This is a genomic window from Bordetella avium (assembly GCF_034424645.1).
In the GTDB taxonomy this organism is placed as follows: Bacteria; Pseudomonadota; Gammaproteobacteria; order Burkholderiales; family Burkholderiaceae_B; genus Bordetella; species Bordetella avium.
Map to the genome: position 1 here is coordinate 348716 of NZ_CP139969.1, position 19391 is coordinate 368106.

Annotated in this window: 22 protein-coding genes; 17 read left to right on the forward strand and 5 right to left on the reverse strand. The window is 60.5% G+C overall.

Going from position 1 to position 19391, the window contains the following annotated elements:
- The first annotated feature begins 56 nt into the window (after nucleotides 1-56).
- From ubiE to rfaE2, 17 genes are all read left to right on the forward strand, one after another.
- Nucleotides 57-827, forward strand: coding sequence for a bifunctional demethylmenaquinone methyltransferase/2-methoxy-6-polyprenyl-1,4-benzoquinol methylase UbiE (gene ubiE / locus U0029_RS01635; RefSeq protein ID WP_012418727.1), 771 nt, complete (start codon nucleotides 57-59; stop codon nucleotides 825-827).
- Between the two features lie 144 nt (nucleotides 828-971).
- A complete protein-coding gene (locus U0029_RS01640; protein ID WP_114852165.1) occupies nucleotides 972-1958 on the forward strand; it encodes a Tim44 domain-containing protein in 987 nt (328 codons plus the stop codon).
- 307 nt (nucleotides 1959-2265) lie between these two features.
- The gene (locus tag U0029_RS01645) at nucleotides 2266-3036 is read left to right on the forward strand and encodes an ABC transporter permease (protein ID WP_012418725.1); all 771 of its coding nucleotides are present in this window, start codon (nucleotides 2266-2268) and stop codon (nucleotides 3034-3036) included.
- Between the two features lies 1 nt (nucleotide 3037).
- Nucleotides 3038-3784: an ABC transporter ATP-binding protein gene (locus U0029_RS01650; protein WP_012418724.1), complete on the forward strand. Its 747-nt coding sequence runs from the start codon at nucleotides 3038-3040 to the stop codon at nucleotides 3782-3784.
- 10 nt (nucleotides 3785-3794) lie between these two features.
- Nucleotides 3795-4034 (forward strand): acyl carrier protein, encoded by a 240-nt coding sequence (locus U0029_RS01655; RefSeq protein WP_039051574.1) that lies wholly within the window; start codon nucleotides 3795-3797, stop codon nucleotides 4032-4034.
- Nucleotides 4035-4111: 77 nt separating this feature from the next.
- Nucleotides 4112-5122 carry a ketoacyl-ACP synthase III gene (locus tag U0029_RS01660; RefSeq protein WP_236841028.1) on the forward strand — a complete coding sequence of 337 codons (1011 nt, stop codon included), beginning with the start codon at nucleotides 4112-4114 and terminating at the stop codon, nucleotides 5120-5122.
- Nucleotides 5094-5798 carry an SDR family NAD(P)-dependent oxidoreductase gene (locus tag U0029_RS01665; RefSeq protein ID WP_082011665.1) on the forward strand — a complete coding sequence of 235 codons (705 nt, stop codon included), beginning with the start codon at nucleotides 5094-5096 and terminating at the stop codon, nucleotides 5796-5798. Before U0029_RS01660 ends, U0029_RS01665 begins: the two co-directional genes overlap by 29 nt.
- Before the next feature lie 8 nt (nucleotides 5799-5806).
- The gene (locus U0029_RS01670; protein WP_158308706.1) at nucleotides 5807-6514 is read left to right on the forward strand and encodes an SDR family NAD(P)-dependent oxidoreductase; all 708 of its coding nucleotides are present in this window, start codon (nucleotides 5807-5809) and stop codon (nucleotides 6512-6514) included.
- Nucleotides 6511-7125, forward strand: a complete 615-nt coding sequence (locus U0029_RS01675; protein ID WP_012418719.1) for an acetyltransferase — start codon at nucleotides 6511-6513, stop codon at nucleotides 7123-7125. The genes U0029_RS01670 and U0029_RS01675 overlap by 4 nt, the downstream gene beginning before the upstream one ends.
- Complete coding sequence (locus tag U0029_RS01680) at nucleotides 7122-8270, forward strand: aromatic ring-hydroxylating oxygenase subunit alpha (protein ID WP_114852166.1); 1149 nt, start codon at nucleotides 7122-7124, stop codon at nucleotides 8268-8270. The genes U0029_RS01675 and U0029_RS01680 overlap by 4 nt, the downstream gene beginning before the upstream one ends.
- A gap of 2 nt (nucleotides 8271-8272) precedes the next feature.
- The gene (locus U0029_RS01685) at nucleotides 8273-8920 is read left to right on the forward strand and encodes a DapH/DapD/GlmU-related protein (RefSeq protein ID WP_012418717.1); all 648 of its coding nucleotides are present in this window, start codon (nucleotides 8273-8275) and stop codon (nucleotides 8918-8920) included.
- 2 nt (nucleotides 8921-8922) lie between these two features.
- The gene (locus tag U0029_RS01690; RefSeq protein WP_012418716.1) at nucleotides 8923-9504 is read left to right on the forward strand and encodes a sugar transferase; all 582 of its coding nucleotides are present in this window, start codon (nucleotides 8923-8925) and stop codon (nucleotides 9502-9504) included.
- Nucleotides 9501-10652, forward strand: coding sequence for a DegT/DnrJ/EryC1/StrS family aminotransferase (locus U0029_RS01695; RefSeq protein ID WP_114852167.1), 1152 nt, complete (start codon nucleotides 9501-9503; stop codon nucleotides 10650-10652). Before U0029_RS01690 ends, U0029_RS01695 begins: the two co-directional genes overlap by 4 nt.
- 78 nt (nucleotides 10653-10730) lie before the next feature.
- Nucleotides 10731-11366 carry a ubiquinone biosynthesis accessory factor UbiJ gene (locus tag U0029_RS01700; protein ID WP_012418714.1) on the forward strand — a complete coding sequence of 212 codons (636 nt, stop codon included), beginning with the start codon at nucleotides 10731-10733 and terminating at the stop codon, nucleotides 11364-11366.
- Nucleotides 11363-12916, forward strand: coding sequence for a ubiquinone biosynthesis regulatory protein kinase UbiB (gene ubiB, locus U0029_RS01705; protein ID WP_012418713.1), 1554 nt, complete (start codon nucleotides 11363-11365; stop codon nucleotides 12914-12916). Before U0029_RS01700 ends, ubiB begins: the two co-directional genes overlap by 4 nt.
- 182 nt (nucleotides 12917-13098) lie before the next feature.
- A complete protein-coding gene (locus U0029_RS01710; RefSeq protein ID WP_012418712.1) occupies nucleotides 13099-13986 on the forward strand; it encodes a ferritin family protein in 888 nt (295 codons plus the stop codon).
- 37 nt (nucleotides 13987-14023) lie between these two features.
- Nucleotides 14024-14512, forward strand: coding sequence for a D-glycero-beta-D-manno-heptose 1-phosphate adenylyltransferase (gene rfaE2, locus U0029_RS01715; RefSeq protein WP_114852168.1), 489 nt, complete (start codon nucleotides 14024-14026; stop codon nucleotides 14510-14512).
- Nucleotides 14513-14520: 8 nt separating this feature from the next.
- Here the strand turns inward: rfaE2 and U0029_RS01720 are convergent, their stop codons facing one another.
- The 5 genes from U0029_RS01720 to U0029_RS01740 all read right to left on the reverse strand — a co-directional run bounded on the left by U0029_RS01720 (nucleotide 14521) and on the right by U0029_RS01740 (nucleotide 19391).
- The gene (locus U0029_RS01720) at nucleotides 14521-15846 is read right to left on the reverse strand and encodes a TolC family outer membrane protein (RefSeq protein ID WP_114852169.1); all 1326 of its coding nucleotides are present in this window, start codon (nucleotides 15844-15846) and stop codon (nucleotides 14521-14523) included.
- A gap of 5 nt (nucleotides 15847-15851) precedes the next feature.
- Complete coding sequence (locus tag U0029_RS01725) at nucleotides 15852-16532, reverse strand: protein-L-isoaspartate O-methyltransferase family protein (protein ID WP_012418709.1); 681 nt, start codon at nucleotides 16530-16532, stop codon at nucleotides 15852-15854.
- A gap of 70 nt (nucleotides 16533-16602) precedes the next feature.
- Nucleotides 16603-17427, reverse strand: a complete 825-nt coding sequence (thiD, locus tag U0029_RS01730; protein WP_012418708.1) for a bifunctional hydroxymethylpyrimidine kinase/phosphomethylpyrimidine kinase — start codon at nucleotides 17425-17427, stop codon at nucleotides 16603-16605.
- Nucleotides 17424-18221, reverse strand: coding sequence for a thiazole synthase (locus U0029_RS01735; protein ID WP_012418707.1), 798 nt, complete (start codon nucleotides 18219-18221; stop codon nucleotides 17424-17426). Before U0029_RS01735 ends, thiD begins: the two co-directional genes overlap by 4 nt.
- Before the next feature lie 264 nt (nucleotides 18222-18485).
- Nucleotides 18486-19391, reverse strand: a complete 906-nt coding sequence (locus U0029_RS01740; RefSeq protein WP_114852170.1) for an ABC transporter substrate-binding protein — start codon at nucleotides 19389-19391, stop codon at nucleotides 18486-18488.

The window sequence follows — 19391 nt, forward strand, 5'->3', positions numbered from 1 at the left end:
TAGGAAGGAGTCGGGGCTTCAATCGGCTACCATTGGGCATACTTCTGGATTCTGTCATGCAAAACCGTTCCTCTTCTCCCGATTCGTCGTCGGCCGGCAACACTCATTTCGGCTTTCAATCCGTCCCGGAGGGCGATAAAGCGAATAAAGTGGCCGAAGTCTTCCATTCGGTCGCCGCCCGCTACGATGTCATGAATGATCTGATGTCCGCCGGACTGCACCGTGTCTGGAAAGCCTTTACCATCGGCCGCGCCAACGTACGTCCCGGCATGAAGGTCCTGGACATCGCGGGCGGCACGGGCGACCTAGCCCGAGCATTCGCCAAGCGCGCTGGCCCGAGCGGCGAAGTGTGGCTGACCGACATCAATGACTCCATGCTGCGCGTGGGCCGCGACCGCCTGACCGATGGCGGCCTCATTTTGCCGCTTGCGGTCTGTGACGCCGAGAAGCTGCCTTTCCCAGACCAATATTTTGACCGCGTCAGCGTGGCTTTCGGTCTGCGCAACATGACACATAAAGACCGGGCGCTGGCCGAAATGCGCCGCGTGCTCAAGCCGGGCGGCAAGCTGCTGGTGCTGGAATTCTCCCGCGTGGCCAAGCCCCTGGCGCCGGCCTACGACTGGTATTCCTTCAATGTGCTGCCCTGGCTGGGCAAAAAAGTCGCCAATGACGAGGCGAGTTACCGTTACCTGGCCGAATCCATCCGCATGCATCCTGACCAGGACACGCTGGCTGACATGATGCGGGCCGTTGGCCTGGATCGGGTGCAGTACTTCAATCTGACAGCCGGCGTGGCGGCCCTGCACGAAGGGGTACGCCTGGGCTGAGCCCCTCGCCGGGGAACTTGTGGCGGACGGTCTTGTCCGTTATTCTTGCAATTATTCAGTTTTTTGTAAGAAAAGGGGCGGTAAGCACCGCCTGCCTTTCCCTGCTGCTGCAGGGGGGCGTTATTCGAGAGGAGCTTTATCGTCATGTCCACCAAGTTTGGCCTTTCCCGAGTGCTGGCAGCGGCCCTGATCGCCGTGTCCGGCGCCGCGCTGATTACCGCGTCTTTCGACGCGGAAGCGCGTCGCGCCGGCGGCGGTTCCAGCGTCGGCCGCCAGTCTTCCAATGTCACCACGCAGCGCCAGGCCACCACGCCGCCGGCTACGCCGGGCGCTGGCACCACGGCGGGTGCCGCGGCAGGCACTGCAGCGGCCGGCACGGCAGCCGCTGGCGCCGCCGCCAAGAGCGGCGCTTCGCGTTGGCTCGGGCCGCTCGCCGGTATCGCCGCAGGTCTGGGCCTGGCAGCGCTGTTTTCCAGCCTGGGTCTGGGCGGCGCCTTGGCCGAATTCCTCAGCAGCGCTCTGCTGATCGGTCTGGTGGTTTTCGCGGTGTTGTTCATCGTGCGCCGTCTGCGCGGCGCGTCCGCGCAGCGTCCGGCCATGCAGGGCGCTTATGGCGGGGTCGGCAGTCAGCAAGCTGCGCAAACGCAGCAACCGATGTGGCGCGAGGCTTCCATGCCCGCAGCCGCCCCGGTCGCAGCGGCTGCGCCGGCAGCCTTGCCCAAGGCGGGCGAAGACGGCAATTGGTTCGTTCCTGGTGATTTCGACACCCCGCGTTTCCTGCAACAGGCCAAAGAACAATTCGTTCGCATCCAGGCCATCTGGGACAGCGGCAACGTCGACAATCTGCGTGACCTGCTCACCGATGACCTGATCGCCGAGTTCAAGCCGCAGCTCGAAGCGCGTGGCAATGAAGTGAACAAGACCGAAGTCGTGCTGCTCAACGCCGAGTTGCTGGGCATTGAAACGGTTTCCGATGGCCACCTCGCCAGCGTGCGCTTCTCCGGCATGCTGCGTGAAGCGCCGGGCGCCGAGGCCTTCCGCTTCGAAGAAGTCTGGAACCTGTTCAAGCCCACCACGGGCGGCTGGCTCCTCGCCGGTATTCAACAGATTCCTGTGGACCAGGCTAGCTGATTGGCTCCGTAGTACCTCTTGAAATGCCCGCGCTTTGCGCGGGCATTTTTTATTTCTGGCGGCCGATGATTCCAATATCCATGTCTTTGCTTAGCGCTGACTGTAGCGGTAGGCGAGCGCGCGGCGAGGGGTTTCTTCCGGCCATTCCGGCCTCCTCGATTCTCGCCTGATGCTTGGCGAACTTCGCTCTCAGGGAAAGGGTTTATCTGACATACGGATTATCCTGCAATTCCTAAAATCCAACGCTTGTTCATGCGATCGCTTCAAGAGCTGTCGCAACTGCTTAACCTTGCGAATGGATATCGGAATGTCGTCTCGATCGTTACGCTACATGTGCAATGCTCTGCGTTTGAGCGTCTCGGATGTGCGTACCCGATACCGGAAAAGTGTGCTTGGCCCGCTATGGCTGACCTTGGGTAATGCTGTCGCCATCTTCGGGTTCAGCGCTGTCTGGGCGGAACTCCTTGGCGAGAAGCGCAACGTATTCATTCCTTCCTTGGCCATCGGCTTGGTCATCTGGCAGTACCTGTCAGGTGTCATGGCATCGGCCACGGTTGCCTATACCGCCAACGGACATGTGATGCGAAATCACAGGATTCCCGTGTGGTTTTTCGCCGTGCGCACGCTGGGTTATCACCTCATCAATCTGGCGCACAACCTGGCCCTGGTCTGCGTCGTTCTATTTTTCTTCGGCACCCGCTGGTCGGACCAGGCATGGCTGGCCATTCCCGGTCTGCTGTTGCTCATTTTCGCTAGTGTCCCGCTTGCCGCGCTGCTCGCGGCGCTTGGGGCCCGATTTCGCGATGTGCGTTATGCCGTCGAGTCGAGCCTGCCCCTGCTGTTCTTTGTCAGCCCGGTGTTGTTCCGTCCTGAAAGCCTAGCTGGCAGATTCATCTGGTTCAACCCGGTCTCCTACTTTATCGAGGCCTTGCGTATGCCGCTGATGTCACTGGTGCAGGACCAGGCGCCGCCGCAGGCCTTCATCTATGCCGGCGCCCTTGGCTTTTTCCTGATTCTCTGTCTGGCCTGTGCTGCCGTTTATGCGCGTAATCCGCGCCGTGTTCTGTTCTGGATATGAAATGGCTTATATACGCTTTGATCAGGTTTCTCTGCGATATCCCATGATGGATGTCCAGGCCAGTCATTTGCGGAATCAGATCGCCAACTGGCTTTCTTTCGGCGCAACGCGCAAGCGCGCGGGTACGGTCTGGCAGGTGGATGCGCTCAAGGGGGTCAGCTTTGAAATCTGTCAGGGCGATCGCGTCGGTCTGATCGGCGCGAACGGCGCCGGGAAAAGCACCTTGCTGCGCACCATTGCCGGTATCTACACCCCCCAAGGGGGCAAGGTCGATGTGCAGGGTGAGGCGGTTTCCCTCATGTTCGATATCGATGCAGGCACCGCACCCGAACTTACGGGCCGGGAGAACGTCCTGACCCTGGGGATGACCATGGGCTTTTCCGCTGCGGATTGCCGTGCGATCACGCGCCAGGTCGAGACCTTCAGCGAGCTGGGCGAATTCTTCGATATGCCTATGGAAGCCTATTCCTCCGGCATGCGTATGCGGCTTAGTTTTTCGCTGGCGACCGCCATGATCCCCGACATTCTGCTTCTCGATGAATGGTTCTCGACCGGTGATGCCGCGTTTCAGCGCAAGTGTGTCGCACGTCTGGAAACGATGTTGAACAAAAGCGCCATCACGGTCTTTGCCTCGCATGACCATGGATTGCTGCGGCGCTGTTGTACGCGCTTTTTCCTGTTGGAAAGCGGAAGTGTGCGGGAGCTTCCTGAAAACGAGTTTGATCGCTTAATGACTGAGGGTGTTTAAGGACAAAAATATGGAAAAAATGGAGCTAAGTGAGTTCATCGATGAGTTTCTCATCGCTTGTGACTTCGTCGATGAGGTGTCGGTCAATGCAGATAGTCGTCTGGATGAGATCGCTGACTTTGATTCGCTGGCCATGCTGGGCGTGATTATCATGATGGAGACCCGTTTTTCTCGGCGCATCACGGCAGAAAAAGTTTTTGAACTCGCTACGGTAGGCGCTCTGTACGCCTATTCTCAGGAGCAGGTGTGAGTCTAGCGCTTATCGAGCACGTTGCCATTCGAGGCCTCGTCACCGTGATGCCCGAAGCTTTGGTCGACAATCTGGATGTGCCCGCCGATCAGTTGCGCCAACGTGAACGTCTCGTGAAAAACATCGGCATACGGTGGCGGCGCTATTGCAGCGGGAGCAGCCTGATTTTTTCGGATCTGGCTCAGCATGCAGCGGAAAAACTATTGCAAGGACTGGCATGGGACCCGGCATCGGTGGATGCGCTTATTCTCGTGACCCAGTCGCCTGAATTCCTGATCCCGGCTACCTCCATCATCTTGCAGCATCGCCTGGGTCTGCCCATCACGACGCTTGCCTTTGATATCAACCTGGGCTGCTCGGGCTATCCCTATGGCGTATTTGTCTGCGCCTCGATGATGGGCGATCGGCGTCTGCGCCGCGTCATTCTTTTGGCGGGAGACCAGTCGGCCTCGGGCGCGACTGAAGATGTCGGACGTGAGGTCCTCTTCAGCGATGCTTGTACGGCTACCGCATTGGAATATGACCCCTCGGCCGAGCCCATGTATTTCCATGGACGCAGTGACGGCTCTGGTTATGACGCCATCATCATGCCGCATGGCGGCAAGCGCTTTCCGATGCGTCCGGACAGCCATTTCCCAATAAGCTGCCGTGACGGCGTGAGGCGCGCACCCAACGATGTGTGGCTCGATGGTCCTGCCGTCTTGAATTTTTCCACGGATCGTGCGCCGCGCGCAATCGCCGAGTTGCTCGGTGAGGTCGGGATTGCCACCGCTGATGTTGATTACTTCGTACTGCATCAGGCTAATCGGATGATCAACGAAACCATACGAAAAAAAATCGGCGTCGACGAAAAAAAATGGCCCAGTTCGCTTTATGACTACGGCAATACCAGCTCGGCGAGTATCCCGGTCACCATCACCGCAAGGCTTGCTCAGCAGGCATCGGAACAACGCCTGAGATGGGTATGGTGCGGTTTTGGTATTGGTCTGAGTTGGGGGACTCTGTATCTCGAAACGAAGCCGTTCTACGTTCCAGAACTCATCACGTTGGGAGAAAAATATGATTTCTCAACTGATCGATTTTCGTGACCGGAACTATTTGGTCACGGGAGGGGCGCGGGGTATGGGCCGCGCGCTTGCCCAACGTTTGCTAGCCCTGGACGCTAACGTATGGGTGGTCTCGCGGGAAGCGCCACTTGATCTTGATGCGCAACACGTTTCCAGCGATCTTGCCGATGAGGGGCAGCGTGAGCATCTGGCCGAGGCTTTCAGTGACACCAAGCTCGACGGAATTGTGTTCAATCCCGGCGCTGTTGGCGATTTCTGTTCTTTTTCATCGGTCAAAGAGACAGAGTTACGCGAGCTATGGGAGCAAAACTTTCTGTCGCCTTATCTGCTTTTGCAGACCTTGTTCCGTAAGAGGTGTTTGGGGTCGAGCGCCTCGGTGGTTGTCAATGTCGCGCATGTGGCGGCTTATGCGCCGCAGTCCACTTCGGCCTATGCGGCTTCGCTGGCCGCGCTGCATACCGGATTACTCTCGGCATCGCGTGACCTGGTCGCTCAGCACATGCGTATCAATTTTGTGCTTCATGGTCCCGTTGACACTGGGGCGTCTGGAGAGCTTGTCCCGGACGCACATATCATGAGCGCCGATGAGGCTATCGGTGCGATGCTGTTTTTGCTGACGCCAGCGGCCCGGTGGATGAATGGGAGTTCTTTGCGGGTGGATGGCGGCATGAGTGTCGATATGGTGCCTGGCCGATGACTCCTTTCATGAATCTCAGCGGCAAACGCATCCTGCTACTTGGCGGTACCTCCGAAATCGGTAGGGAGATTGCCTTGAATGCGCTGGAGCTGGGCGCCGCAGTGTCCGGCATCGTCAGAAAAAATCCAGGCGATCTTGGCTATCCCGTGCACATCCTGGATTTACTCGATGCTCAGCAGGTGCAGCAGTATGTGTCGACTATTGAGTCCCCTCTAGATGGTTTGGTGTTCAGCGTCGGAGAGTTCGTCAGAGCGCCCTTGTCCTTACTGACGCCTGAACTTATACAAAGGGCGATCGACGTCAATATCAATACCTTGATCGTGATGCTGAGAGCTTTGGTGGTCGCGCGCAGACTAAGGAGAGGCGCGTCGGTTGTATTGATCTCCTCCATTAGCGCTTATCTAGGCGTGCGGGGTATTGCGCCCTATACGATGGCCAAGGCTGCTTTGGTCGCGCTTGGCCGTGTTCTCAGCAATGACCTGATGCGCCATGGAATCCGTGTTAATTCGGTATCACCAGCGATGGTGCGTACCCGGATGAGCTGCGGTTCTCCAGGAGAGCAGCAATGGCTTGATCAGTTTGGAAAGGAACGCTATCCATTGGGCGTGGGCCATCCTATTGACGTCGCTGGGCCGGTGTTGTTTCTGCTTGCCGATGACGCCAAAGCCATCAACGGCACCGACATTATCCTCTCTGGCGGAGCGATAAGAACATGACCATAAGGCTGTGCTTGTTAGGCGCTGGCGGTTATGGACGTGAAGTGTTGGATTGTCTGTTGAATGACAGTCGGTTTGAAGTGGCGGGTTTCGTGGATGACTCGCCAGCGTTTCGAGGAAACGAGGTGGCCGGCGTGCCCGTGCTGGGGGGCGTCGATGATGTGCCTCTTCTACCTGACGTCTTGTTCCTTGCCAGCGTGGGCAGTCCGGCACTACGCCGAAAAATGACTCAGAGTTTGCTTGCCCGCGGAGCAAATTTTGCCCGTGTGCTGTGTGGATATATCGGGTCACGCAGCCAGATCGGCGCTTCGCTGATTCATCCCGGAGCCGTTCTTTCTGTGGATTGCCAAGTTGCGGATTATGTCAGCATTTCCTTTGGTGCCGTGCTTGGTCATGACACTGTGGTAGGTGATTACACCCATATCGGTTGGGGTGCTTTTATCGCTGGTAATTGCCATATAGGCGAAGGCGTCTTGATCGAGCCTAGTGTCTGTATCGCACGTGGTTTGCATATCGGATCTGGCGCGCACATCGGCTTGGGTTCGGTGGTCTTGCGTGATGTTCCAGAGGGCGCCACGGTGCTTGGGAATCCGGGGAGGGTAGTTCGATGAAAGAGGCGGTTTTTGACCCGGCTTGGTATGCCGATGAGCATTATTTGGCGCTGGAAAAGCGAGAGATTTTCGAGAAACTCTGGTTGGTCGCCGGTTTCCGTTCTGCGCTTAAGAAAGATGGCGACTATTTCACGATCACCATTTTTGACTATGAGATCGTCGTTCATCTGCTCAATGGCCAGCCTAGGGCCTATTTCAATATCTGTCCGCATCGCGGCGGCGCAATCGTTACCGACGTGACGGGCAATACCCGCCCTGTGTGTAAGTACCATGGCTGGGCTTTTCGTGACGGCGCCGCACTGACCGGTGTGCGCATGGCGAATGCCTTCGAGCACGATGCCGTCCGAGTCGATGATGCCTGTGGGCGCGGGCTCACCACCTTGGCGGTTGCTGTCGTCGGGCCGCTCATCTTCATCAATATGGATGGCCAGCCGCTAGCTATCGAAGAGCAGTTTCCCGCCGATGTGCTCGAACAGCTAGAGCGTGCCGGTCAGGGAAGTGCTGTGCTTCAGGCCGATTTCCTGGCACGGTATAACTGGAAGCTCAATATGGAGAACGTCAAAGATTGGATGCATGCGCCTTTTGTGCATTCATCGACGTTCTTGGGAACTTTGCCGGAGATGCAGCGGCAGCTTCAAGAACACGGGATGATCAGGATGCGTGAGACGGAGGCGCGAAGTTTCGGTCGCTTCGTTCAAGAAATTCGAGACCTTCGTTTGCTTTCTTATCGGATGCAGAGTTGTTATGAGGTCGAGGAACAGTGGTATGACTCAAAAATAAAGCGTCGGCTTTCTCCTGATCATTACGAGAATATCTTCCTCTTCCCTAACACCAATTTCTGTTCTGTCGGCGGTAGGTACTACGCGACGCAGCAGTATTTTCCCAAGAGTGCGGGCAGCTTCTTTTATCGAATGAATTTCTGCCTGGCGGAAATGACAGCGAAATTCGACGCGGCGCCCTTATTGATGGCGATAGCCAGAGGGGAGCGTTTTGTTATTGATGAGGATAGTGTTGTGTTGGAGCGGGTCCAGCGAGGTTTCGCTAGCGCCAGTGGGCGTGAATGGCGCTTTACGCAAGGCGACTATGAAGAGCACCTGATGCGGCAGATGGTTTATCTGCGAGATTGCGTTTACCGCGAGGTGTGAGCATGTCAGAACTCATGAATGTTGTATTTGCCGATCCCTATCTGGATAGCCTGGCTAGCGCTTATGTTCAGCGTCACTTTCCACAGGCACGGATCTGGAGCCTTGAGCGAGACGCTTTAGGCAGTTTTGATACCGCCGAGTTAGAGGCTGAGCTCAGCGGCAAGCCTTGTTTGTTGTTTGCGGGTCCAGGGTTTGCCGGGCGCTTGCGCATTGATATCTTCAGCCGTTTGCTGCGCGCTGGCCTGAAGTTGCTGCCTGTGATTTTTGATGCTGCGATGTGTGCGCCAGAAACCGTGGTTGGTGTTGGCTCCTTGATCTATCCCAATAGTATTGTCGATAGTGGCGTGACGATCGGCTACAACACCTTGATCGGGCCGAATGCGATTATCGAGGCTGGCTGCAGTATCGGTAATCACTGCTTCATCGGAGCCAATACGATTCTGCGCACGGGCACCAGGGTGGACAATTTTGTTTATCTTGCGGAAGGTTGTGACGTCGGTGGTCCGTCGGGCTTCAAGGCGGATGAGCCGGCAAGACTCAAGATAGAACGCGGTGTCATCGTGATGGATGCGACCCGCATCCGCGAAAGCCTGTCGTCCAGTGTCATGATCGATGCCGCCGTGGGCGATGTGATCCGTGTGTTTCGTTGACCATGCGGCGGATCTTGGCCCTGGTTTTGCTCCTGCTGCTGTCACCGCTGCTTGTGCTGCTGGCCTTGTTGGTCTTGTGCGCCCACGGATGGCCGGTGTTGTTCACGCAGGAGCGCGCCGGGCTGCATGGCAGGCCATTTCGGCTGTATAAATTCCGTAGCATGCGTACGCCCAGTTATCCAGGCGAGTCTGATGAGGCGCGCCTCACCCGCTTTGGCCGTTGGCTGCGGCGCACCAGTCTGGATGAACTGCCTGGTCTGTGGAATGTGCTCACTGGCGATATGAATTTCATCGGGCCGCGTCCCTTGCCCACGGTCTATGTGGCGCGTTGCACGCCCGAGCAGCGGCGCCGTTATGCGCTGCGGCCGGGTATTACGGGTTGGGCTCAGGTGCACGGCCGCAACGCCCTAGATTGGGAAAGCCGTTTTCGTCTCGATTGCTGGTATGTAGACCATGCGTCCTGGTGTGTGGACCTGCGCATTCTGTGGCTCACGCTGCGGGTGGTGTTGACCGGCGCAGGGGTCAGCGCGCCAGGGCAGGCGACCTGCGCCGAGTTTTTGCCTGACAAGGATGGCCGCTCATGACCTGGCCGTTTTATGAAGAGGATGAGCGGCAGGCGGTCATGGATGTATTGGCGCGCGGGCAGGGCAATGCCTGGTCGGGGCCGGACGTGGCCGCGTTCGAGGCGGCCTACGCGGCTTATCTTGGTGTGCCTTACGCCGTCGCGCTGGCCAATGGCACGGTGGCTCTGGAGCTGGCGCTCAAAGCGCTGGACATCGGGCCGGGTCAGGATGTGCTGGTCACGGCGCGCTCTTTCATCGCCTCGGCGAGCGCCATCGTGGCAGTGGGCGCTCGCCCGGTGTTTGCCGATGTGGACGCAGACAGCCAGAACGTGACGGCCGCCACGCTTGAAGCCGCGCGCACCCCCCTCACGCGGGCGGTCGTTCTGGTGCATCTGGCGGGTTGGATGTGCGAGATGGATGACATCCTCGCTTGGGCCCGCAGGCATGGCATCAAGGTTGTGGAAGACTGCGCGCAGGCGCATGGCGCTAGCTATCGGAATCAGCCGGCAGGCAGTTTGGGCGATGCGGCGGCCTGGTCATTTTGTCAGGACAAGATTATCTCTACCGGCGGCGAGGGAGGCATGGTCACGACCGCTTCCGAGGCGGTCTGGCGCCGCGTGTGGAGCTTGAAGGATCATGGCAAACAGCCAGGCCCCCGGCCGTCTGGCGGCCCGAGCTTTCGTTGGGTGCATGAAGCGTTTGGCGGCAATGGCCGCATGACGGCGATGCAGGCCGCCATCGGGCGGATTCAATTGGGCAAGTGCGCGGCCTGGGTTGCCGCAAGGCGCGAGCGTGCGCATGGCCTGATGGACGCCGCCGCGCGCTATCCGGCCTTGCGCGTGCCGCGCCCGCCAGCGCATATCGGCCATGCGTATTACCGCTGTTATGTGTTTGTGCGTGCGCAGGCCTTGCGTCCCGGCTGGTCGCGGGATGCCTTGATGCTTGCCTTGCAAGAGCGCGGGGTGCGTGTTTTTCAGGGGAGCTGCCCTGAAATCTACCGCGAGGCCGCGTTTCGCCGCGCGGGTCTGGGACGGGCCCAGCCCTTGCCGGTGGCGCGTGAGCTGGGGCTGAGCAGTCTGGCCTTTCTGGTCGATCCAGGGGTGGATAGGGCGGAGCAAGCGCAGCGTCTGCGTGCGCTGGATGAGGTGATGTCGCGGGCCAGCGTCTGAAACAACGGTAATGGTATTAAACCGGTAAACTGCGGGGATGTTCCTCCCCTGCCGGGGCTGTCTGTTTTCCTGTTTTCGATGCTGCCTGCACTGCCTACTCCAACGCGTTTCGCCTTGCGCGCCTTGAATACCTTGCTTGATCGTGAGGCCTGGGCCCGCGAACGTCTTGCCCGCCATGGCGGCAAGACTGTGCGTTTTGCCTTGAATGGCTTTGGCCTGTCCCTGACCATAGACAACGAGGGGCGTGTGCAAGAGTCTGATCCAGCTATCGTGCCCGATGTCACGCTGTCAGCCCTGCCCGAGCGTTTGAGTTTGCTGCAATTTTTGCCTGGCTCGCCCAAACCGGATATGGCTGAAGTCACGCATATTTCGGGCGATGCGGCATTGGCCCAGGTGGTGGCGGATCTGGCGCGTGATCTGCGCTGGGATGCTCAGGATGACCTGGCTCGTGTGATCGGCGATATTCCCGCGTTGCGCCTGACGGCCGGCCTGCAAGCCTTTTTGCGCGGCACGCGTGAGGCCGCTCGCCGTATGGCGGGCAATACGGCCGAGTATCTGGCCGAAGAAAGCCGGGTGCTTGCGGGGCGGCCTGTCTTTGAGCAGTGGCGTTTGGATCTGACGGAGCTGCAACAGGATACGGACCGTCTGGCCCGTTCGATCGGCGCATTGCAGAGCCGTCTGGCAGCCCTGCCGCTCAGGGGTAATCGCTCATGATGACCTTTCTGCGTCTGCTGCGCATCATTTTGGTTTCTTTGCGTTACGGTCTCGATGAACTGGTGCTGTCCAGTCTCAATCATCCCGTGGCCAACGGTCTGTTGCGCGTGATCCGTTTGGGCACCCGGCCGCGTGCCCCCCGCGGTGAGCGCCTGCGCCGCGCGCTGGAGTCGCTCGGCCCGATTTTCGTGAAGTTCGGCCAGGTGCTGTCTACCCGCCGGGATCTGATCCCGGCTGATATCGCCAACGAGCTGGCCCTATTGCAGGATCGCGTACCGCCTTTCCCCTCGGCGCAGGCGGCAGCCTGCATCGAGGCCGCGCTGGGTGCGCCGCCCGCGCAGCTCTTCGCGCAGTTCGATACGGACCCGGTGGCTTCGGCTTCGATCGCACAAGTGCATTTTGCGGTGCTGCACGATGGCCGCAAGGTGGCCGTCAAGGTGCTGCGGCCCGGCATGCGCGCTGTCATCGACAAAGACATGGGGCTGTTGCGCATTGTGGCGCGCGTCATCGAGCGGCTGGGTCCGGATGGCCGCCGCCTGAAGCCGCGTGAGGTAGTGGCCGAGTTCGATAAATACCTGCATGACGAGTTGGATCTCGTGCGCGAAGCCGCCAACTGCAGCCAGTTGCGCCGCAATTTCGGGCCTGAATCGGGCCGGGGCGATATTCTGATCGTGCCCGAGGTGATCTGGGAGTACACGGCCAGCACCGTTTTCACGATGGAGCGCATGTATGGCATTCCGGTGGGGCAGATCGATCGTCTGCGGGCTGCGGGCATAGACATCCCGACACTGGCCCGCAGCGGTGTGGAAATTTTCTTTACCCAGGTGTTTACGGACGGTTTTTTCCATGCCGACATGCACCCGGGTAATATTTATGTCTCTGACAACCCGGCCACGCTGGGGCGTTACATCGCTCTGGATTTCGGCATCGTGGGTTCTTTGTCGGAGTTCGATAAAAACTATCTCGCGCAGAATTTTCTGGCTTTCTTCCGCCGCGATTACCGGCGTGTGGCGCAGTTGCACATCGAGTCCGGCTGGGTGCCGCCCGACACGCGCGAAGAAGAGCTGGAGGGCGCCGTGCGCGCCGTCTGCGAACCCTATTTCGACCGGCCGCTTGCCGAGATTTCTCTGGGGCAGGTGCTGTTGCGTCTGTTTCAGACCTCGCGCCGCTTTAACGTCGAAATCCAGCCTCAGCTGGTGTTGTTGCAAAAGACCCTGCTCAATGTCGAGGGCCTCGGGCGTCAACTGGACCCTGACCTCGACCTGTGGAAAACGGCCAAGCCCTACCTGGAACGCTGGATGCGTCAGCGTGTGGGATGGGACGGCCTCAAACGCAGTCTGATCAAGGAGGCGGTTCAATGGTCGCAGATGTTGCCGGCCATGCCCCGCCTGGTGCACGACTATCTGAGCCGCCCGAATGTCTCGCCGCAGATGTTGGCCGAGACGCAGCGACTGCGCCGCGCGCAGGAACAGGGCAATCGCCTTCTCGCCGCATTGACGGCAGTGCTCGCCGTGGGGATCGCGGTGGCGCTATGGGCCCTGACGCGATAAAGGCGGGGCAAGTGTTGTAAGGCTCGCACTGTCGTTTATTCGTCACCAGTCTGTCACGACAGCTTCGCGTTGGCGGGCGATAACTAAACCATTTTTATAAGCCTGTAGCACAGGGGAGATTACATCTTGCGTGTCTTCCGCTAACCCTGAGCTTTCAAGCGGGAAATCCAAAAGGACGACTCATGCTTTATCCTGACCTCTTCAAAACCATGGAAGCCGTGCGCTGGAATATGGCGACTGATATTCCCTGGGACGACTTTGACCGCAGCAAGCTGTCGGAGGAGCAGGCCTTCACCATCAAGATGAATGCCATTACCGAATGGGCGGCCCTGCCTGCCACTGAAATGTTCCTGCGCGATAATCGCGGCGACAGCGATTTCTGCGCTTTCATGTCGGTGTGGTTTTTTGAAGAGCAGAAACACTCGCTGGTGCTGATGGAGTATCTGCGCCGTTTCCGTCCGGATCTGATGCCGACCGAAGAGGAACTGCACAAAGTGCGATTCGAATTCGATCCGGCCCCGGAACTCGAAACCCTGATGCTGCATTTCTGCGGAGAAATCCGCTTGAATCACTGGTATCGCTGCGCTGGCGATTGGCACACCGAACCCGTCATCCGTGCCATCTACAAGACCATTGCTAAAGATGAGGCGCGCCATGCTGGCGCCTATCTGCAATACATGCGCCGCGCCCTGCACGATCGTGGCGATGTGGTCAGCAGCAGCGCGCGTCAGGCCTTCGCCAAGATCGGCGTGCTGATGGCTTCGACCGGCCGGGGCAACCAGGCGATGCACCCGACCAATCTGCACGTCAACAAGGCGCTTTTCCCGAACGATACGGTGCAATCGCGTCTGCCGGAGCCGGGTTGGCTGGAAAACTGGCTCGATACGCAAATTCGCTTTGATGGCCAGTGGGAGCAGAAAGTGAGCAGCCGTATTTTGCATATTTTGTCCAAGCTGCTCGACAGTCCCTTTGAAAACGTCAAGGACTTGAACCGCTACCGTAAGGAAGTGGCCAACCGGCTGGCGCGTTCCGTGCGCGCTGAGCCCGACGGCATTCTGGTCGGCGTCTGAGCAGGCTTTTCGAGACAGGCGGCGCTACAATCCCGCCATGTCTCAAGCCCGCTTCGAATCCAAAATCTACACACGCGCAGACCTGGTGGCCGCTGTTGCCGCCGGCAAGCTTGCGCGTCCGCTGGTCTTCACCAATGGCGTGTTCGATCTGCTGCACCGTGGCCATGCGACCTATCTCGATGAGGCCGCCCAGCTCGGGGCGACCCTGATCGTGGCGGTCAATACCGATGCGTCGGTGCGCCGTTTGGGCAAGGGCGAGGAAAGGCCGCTGAATACCGAGGCTGACCGAGCTGCGTTGTTAGCGGCCTTGCAGAGCGTGGATGCCGTGACGGCTTTTGGCGAAGACACACCCGAAGCGCTGATCGCGGAATTGCGCCCCGACATCATCGTCAAGGGCGGCGACTACGATATGGAAAAACTTCCCGAAACTGCGCTGGTGCGTAGCTGGGGCGGGCGGGCCGTGGCGATTCCGTTTCAGTTTGAGCGTTCGACGACCACGCTGGTGCGCAAGATCCGGGGCGCCTGAGGCCTGCCTCAGGGCAGGCGTAGCAGGCGGTTGATGGCGTCCAGGTCGTCTTCGTTCAGGCTGCCGCTGCTTGCCTTCAGGCGCAGCCCATCCAGAAGCGTCTGGTAGCGCGCCTGCGCCAGATCGCGTTGTGTGGCGTAGAGCTGTTGCTGGGCATTGAGCACATCCAGGTTGATGCGTACGCCGAGTTCATAGCCGGTCTGGTTGGCTTGCAGCGCATTGCGGCTGGAAATCTCCCCTGCCTCGAGGGCGCGCACGCGCGCCAGTCCGGTGAGCACGCCATTGAAGTACTGTTGTGTGGCGCGCAGTGATTCGCGCTTGGCGTTTTCGTAGTCCTGCCGGGCCTTTTGCTCTAGCTGGACTTTTTCGCTTACCTGCGAGGAGATGCCGCCGCCCGAGTAAATCGGGATGGACAGGGTCAGGCCCACGCTGTTGTCAATCGGCCGGCCGGCTCCGCCATTACGCAGGCTGCCATCGGAAGCGCTGCCGCTGGAGGCGCGCAGATTGAGCGTGGGGTAATGGCCGGAGCGCGCGATCTCGATGTCGCTGCCGGCGATGCGGGTTTGTAACTGGGCCCGCAGCACCTCAAGCGAAGCCTCCTGGGCTTGTTGTGACCAGTCGCTCAGGCGGGCAGGTTGGGGCGCGGGCAGGGAGACGCCATGCGGCAGTTCGGCCAGCGCGCCGGGAGGCGAGCCGGTGATCTTGGCGAGCTGGTCGCGCTGGTTCTGGACCTCGTTTTGCAGGCGTAATTCTTCCGCCGACACCAGGTCATAGCGCGCCTGAGCTTCATAGGTGTCGGTGATGGTGGCGTTGCCCAGTTCGAATCTGCGGTGGGCTGCGGCGAGCTGTTCGGCGACGGCGGCCTTCTCGGCTTCGGTCGCGGTGAGCGCATCCTGGGCCCTCAAAATGCCGAAATACGCATCCGCCACCCTTAGCACCAGCCCCTGCAGGGATTGCTGCAATTGCACTTCGCCGTCGGCGACCACCAGTTTGGATTGCTCGAAGCGCTGCCAGCGGGCCCAGTCGAACAGGGGTTGGGTCAGGGAGAGATCCCAGGTGCCCCGGCTGCCGCTGTGGTCATAAGACAGACCGCGAGTACTGCGAGCCTCGTTATAGACGCCGCTGGTGGAGCCGCTAACCAGCGGCAGCAGGCCGGCGCGGGCCTGCGGCAGTTTCTCGGCATTGGCCCGGTAGGCCGCGCGCGCGGCGGCATAAACCGGATCACGGGCCAGCGCCTCGCGCCAGACCTGCATGAGATCTTGCGCCTGTGCGGGCACGCCGGCCGCTGCGGCGCAGAACAAACTCAGTACTGCCGCAAGAGACCGGACGCGCATGCTGCTCAGAATTTGAAGTGCGAGACCGTAGCGCCGCGCAGGGGCTTGACGATGGTTTCGAACAGTTCGACCGTTTCGAAGGTGGCGGCGGTGGTGCGGGTGATGCGACAGGCCGTCATGACAGGCGCTTCGCCCACGATCACCACCAGGCGGCCGCCGACGCGCAACTGGTATTTCAGGGCGTCGGGCACGGAAGGCACCGAGCCGGTCACTAGGATGGCGTCATATTCATTCGAGCCCCAGCCATTGCGGCCGTCGCCGGTTTCAACTTTGACGTCGGTGACGTTATTCAGCTGCAGGTTCTGCTGAGCGAAGGCCACCAGGCGGCTGTCGATCTCGACCGTGGTGACTTCGCGCGCCAGATGGGCCAGCAGGGCGGCCTGATAGCCCGAGCCCGTACCGATTTCCAGTACGCTGTCGGCGGCCTGTAGTTGCAGTTCCTGGGCCAGGCGGGCCTCCAGCTTGGGAGCCAGCATGTTTTGCCGGGTGTCGGCGCCGTTGATTTCCAGCGGGATTTCCAGATCGGAGAAGGCCAGGGCGCGTAGCGCCGGCGGCACGAACTGTTCCCGGCGCACCTCGAACAGGGCGTCCAGAACACGCGTGTCCAGGACATTCCAGGGGCGGATCTGCTGCTCCACCATGTTGAAACGGGCTTGTTCTACGTCGGGCAGGGTTGAGGCGTTCATGACGGCTGAAAGAGAAGGACAGTGAACTAAGCGGCCATTGTACCGGCTACCCGCCAGGCGGGGGGCGCCATTACCACCAGGCGTGGAAGTGATGAACCGGGCCGTGGCCGGAACCCACCGACAGCCGCTCGGCATGGCGGATGGCCTCGGTGAGATAGGCTTTGGCACGGCGGGCCGCTTCGGGCACGTCTTCGGTCTGGGGCAGTAGCGCGGCCAGCGCCGCAGATAGAGTGCAGCCGGTGCCATGGGTGTTGACCGTGTCGATACGCCGGCCGGGCAGCTCCAGCATGCGGTCGCCGTCGTACAGCAGATCGACGGTTTCGCTGCCGGGCAGGTGGCCGCCCTTCAGGAGCACCCAGCGGTGGCCGGAATAGGCCAGCTTTTCACGCAGCTTTTCCGCCACGCGGCGCATTTCTCTGATGGTTTCGACCGGCCGCTCTTCCAACAGCACGCCGGCCTCGGGCAGATTGGGCGTGAGCATCGTGGCCTGCGGCAGCAGCGATTCGCGCATCGCGCCCACCGCGCCGCGCTCCAGCAGCAGGTCGCCGCTCTTGGCGACCATGACCGGGTCCAGCACGACGTGGGCGGGCGTCCAGCGCGCCAGTTTTTCGGCGACGATGCGGATCACGGACTCTTGGCCTACCATCCCGATCTTGACCGCGTCGATGCGCACATCCGCGAACAGGGTGTCGATTTGCAGGCCGACAAAGGCGGGATCGACCGGCAGAATGCCGGTCACGCCCTGGGTATTCTGGGCGGTGAGCGCTGCGATGATGGCGCAGCCATAGGCCCCCAGCGCACTCATGGCCTTCACGTCCGCCAGAATGCCGGCGCCGCCTGAAGGATCGACCCCGGCGATGCTCAGGGCATTGGGTATATGGCGTTCTTTGCTCATTTGGCGGTGGAAATCAAACCTTCGGTGGGCGAAGAGGGCACGCCGCTGTAAAGCTTGCGCGGCACGCGCCCGGCCAGGAAGGCTTCGCGGCCAGCTTCGACGCCTTTTTTCATGGCGCTGGCCATCAGGATGGGGTCTTTGGCGCCCGAGATGGCCGTGTTCATGAGTACCGCGGCGCAGCCCATTTCCATCGCCACGGCGGCATCGGAAGGGGTGCCCAGACCGGCATCCACGATGACAGGCAGTTTGCTCTGGTCGAGGATCAGCCGCAGGTTCCAGGGGTTAAGAATGCCCATGCCCGAGCCGATGAGCGAGGCCAGCGGCATGATGGCGACCACACCGATATCTTCGAGCATGCGGCATTGGATGGGGTCGTCCGTGCAATACACCATGACTTTGAAACCCTCGTCCACCAGCGTTTTGGCGGCCTTGAGCGTTTCGGGCATGTTGGGAAACAGATTGGTCGGATCGCCCAGGACTTCGAGTTTGACCAGATCGTGGCCGTCCAGCAGTTCGCGCGCCAGGCGCAGGGTGCGCACTGCATCGTCGGCGGTGTAGCAGCCGGCCGTATTGGGCAGCATAGTGAAACGCGACGGGGGCACATAGTCCAGCAGATTGGGCTCGCCCGGGTTCTGGCCGAGGTTGGTGCGCCGGATGGCGACCGTCACGATCTGCGCGCCGCTGGCGTCCAGCGCGGCGCGGGTCTCTGCGAAATCCTTGTACTTGCCAGTGCCGACCAGAAGGCGGGATTGGTAGCTTTTGCCTGCGATAGTGAGGGTGTCTTGTGAGCTCATGGCGATACGGGACGTGGCTGCGGCGGGCGATGCCCGGCGCGCATGAAAAAAGCAATCGATGTCCGCATCATAAAACACCCGCCCGTCTTCGCTCTTCTCACGACCCTGAGCATGGCAGGGTTAACGTCCGACCCCCAGACCAGCCAAGCCGTCTGCCGGCCGCGCAGCAGCAAGCCCTTGGCCGTTGCGGCATGACATCCTCGGGGTAGCCCCCCGTGGTGGTGCAGCAAGCAGGCGCGAGCCTGCGCAGCGTGGGGGGCAACACTACCGCGCTTTGTCGATGTCTTCGCACAGCAAGGCCGTGCTGTCGATCAAGCGCGGTCCGGGACGGTAGAGCTGGTCGGCGTTCAGCGCGTAAACATGGCCGGCGAGTGCGGCGGGCAGGCCGGCGGCGCGCCAATCGCGTTGCAGGGTCTGCGCCTCGCGCGCCGAGGCGACGCCGGCCACGACGGCCTGCGGATTGGCGGCCAATACGCCTTCGACACTGACCTGAGACGGGAGCAGCGGCGAGTGGCCGAACACATTGACGGCGCCGCACAGGCGCAGGGCATCTCCGATGATGCTGTTGTCGTTGATGGTGTAGAGAGGCTGGCTGCCGGCCTGCACGAAGACGCGCACCGGCTTTTTGTTGGCATAGCGCGCACGCAGTTGATGCAGGCGTTCGCGCAGGCGATGGGCTTCGGCGTCGGCGACCTGGCTGGTGCCGAACATATGGCCGAATTGCTCGATGGCTTTGGGGATGTCGTCGAGTTTGCGCGGATCGCTGTAATAAATTGGGATGCCCCATTTCGCGGGGATGCCAGCCAGTGCGCTGCTAGGTTGCCAGGCGATCAGCAGGTCGGGTGACAGGCTTAACAGCCGTTCTAGCTCAGGGTGGAAGGGGTCGCCTACGCTAGGCAATGCGCGTGCGGCGGGGGGGTAGTCGCTACCGCGCGCCGTGCCCGCGAGAAAAGCGCCGGCGCCGGCCGCATAGACCAGTTCGGTGGCGTGAGGGGTCAGGGTGATGGCCCGCCGGGCGGGGGCCAGGAGTGTGAACGCGTGGCCCGTATCGTCGGTCAGCGCGATGGGCTGGGCGCCGGCCGGCCATGCGGCCAGCGCCAGAATCATCGCCGCAAGGCGGATAGGTGCAGTAAGGGGTAGGTTCATCGTGGCAAGGGTTGCGCTGTTCAT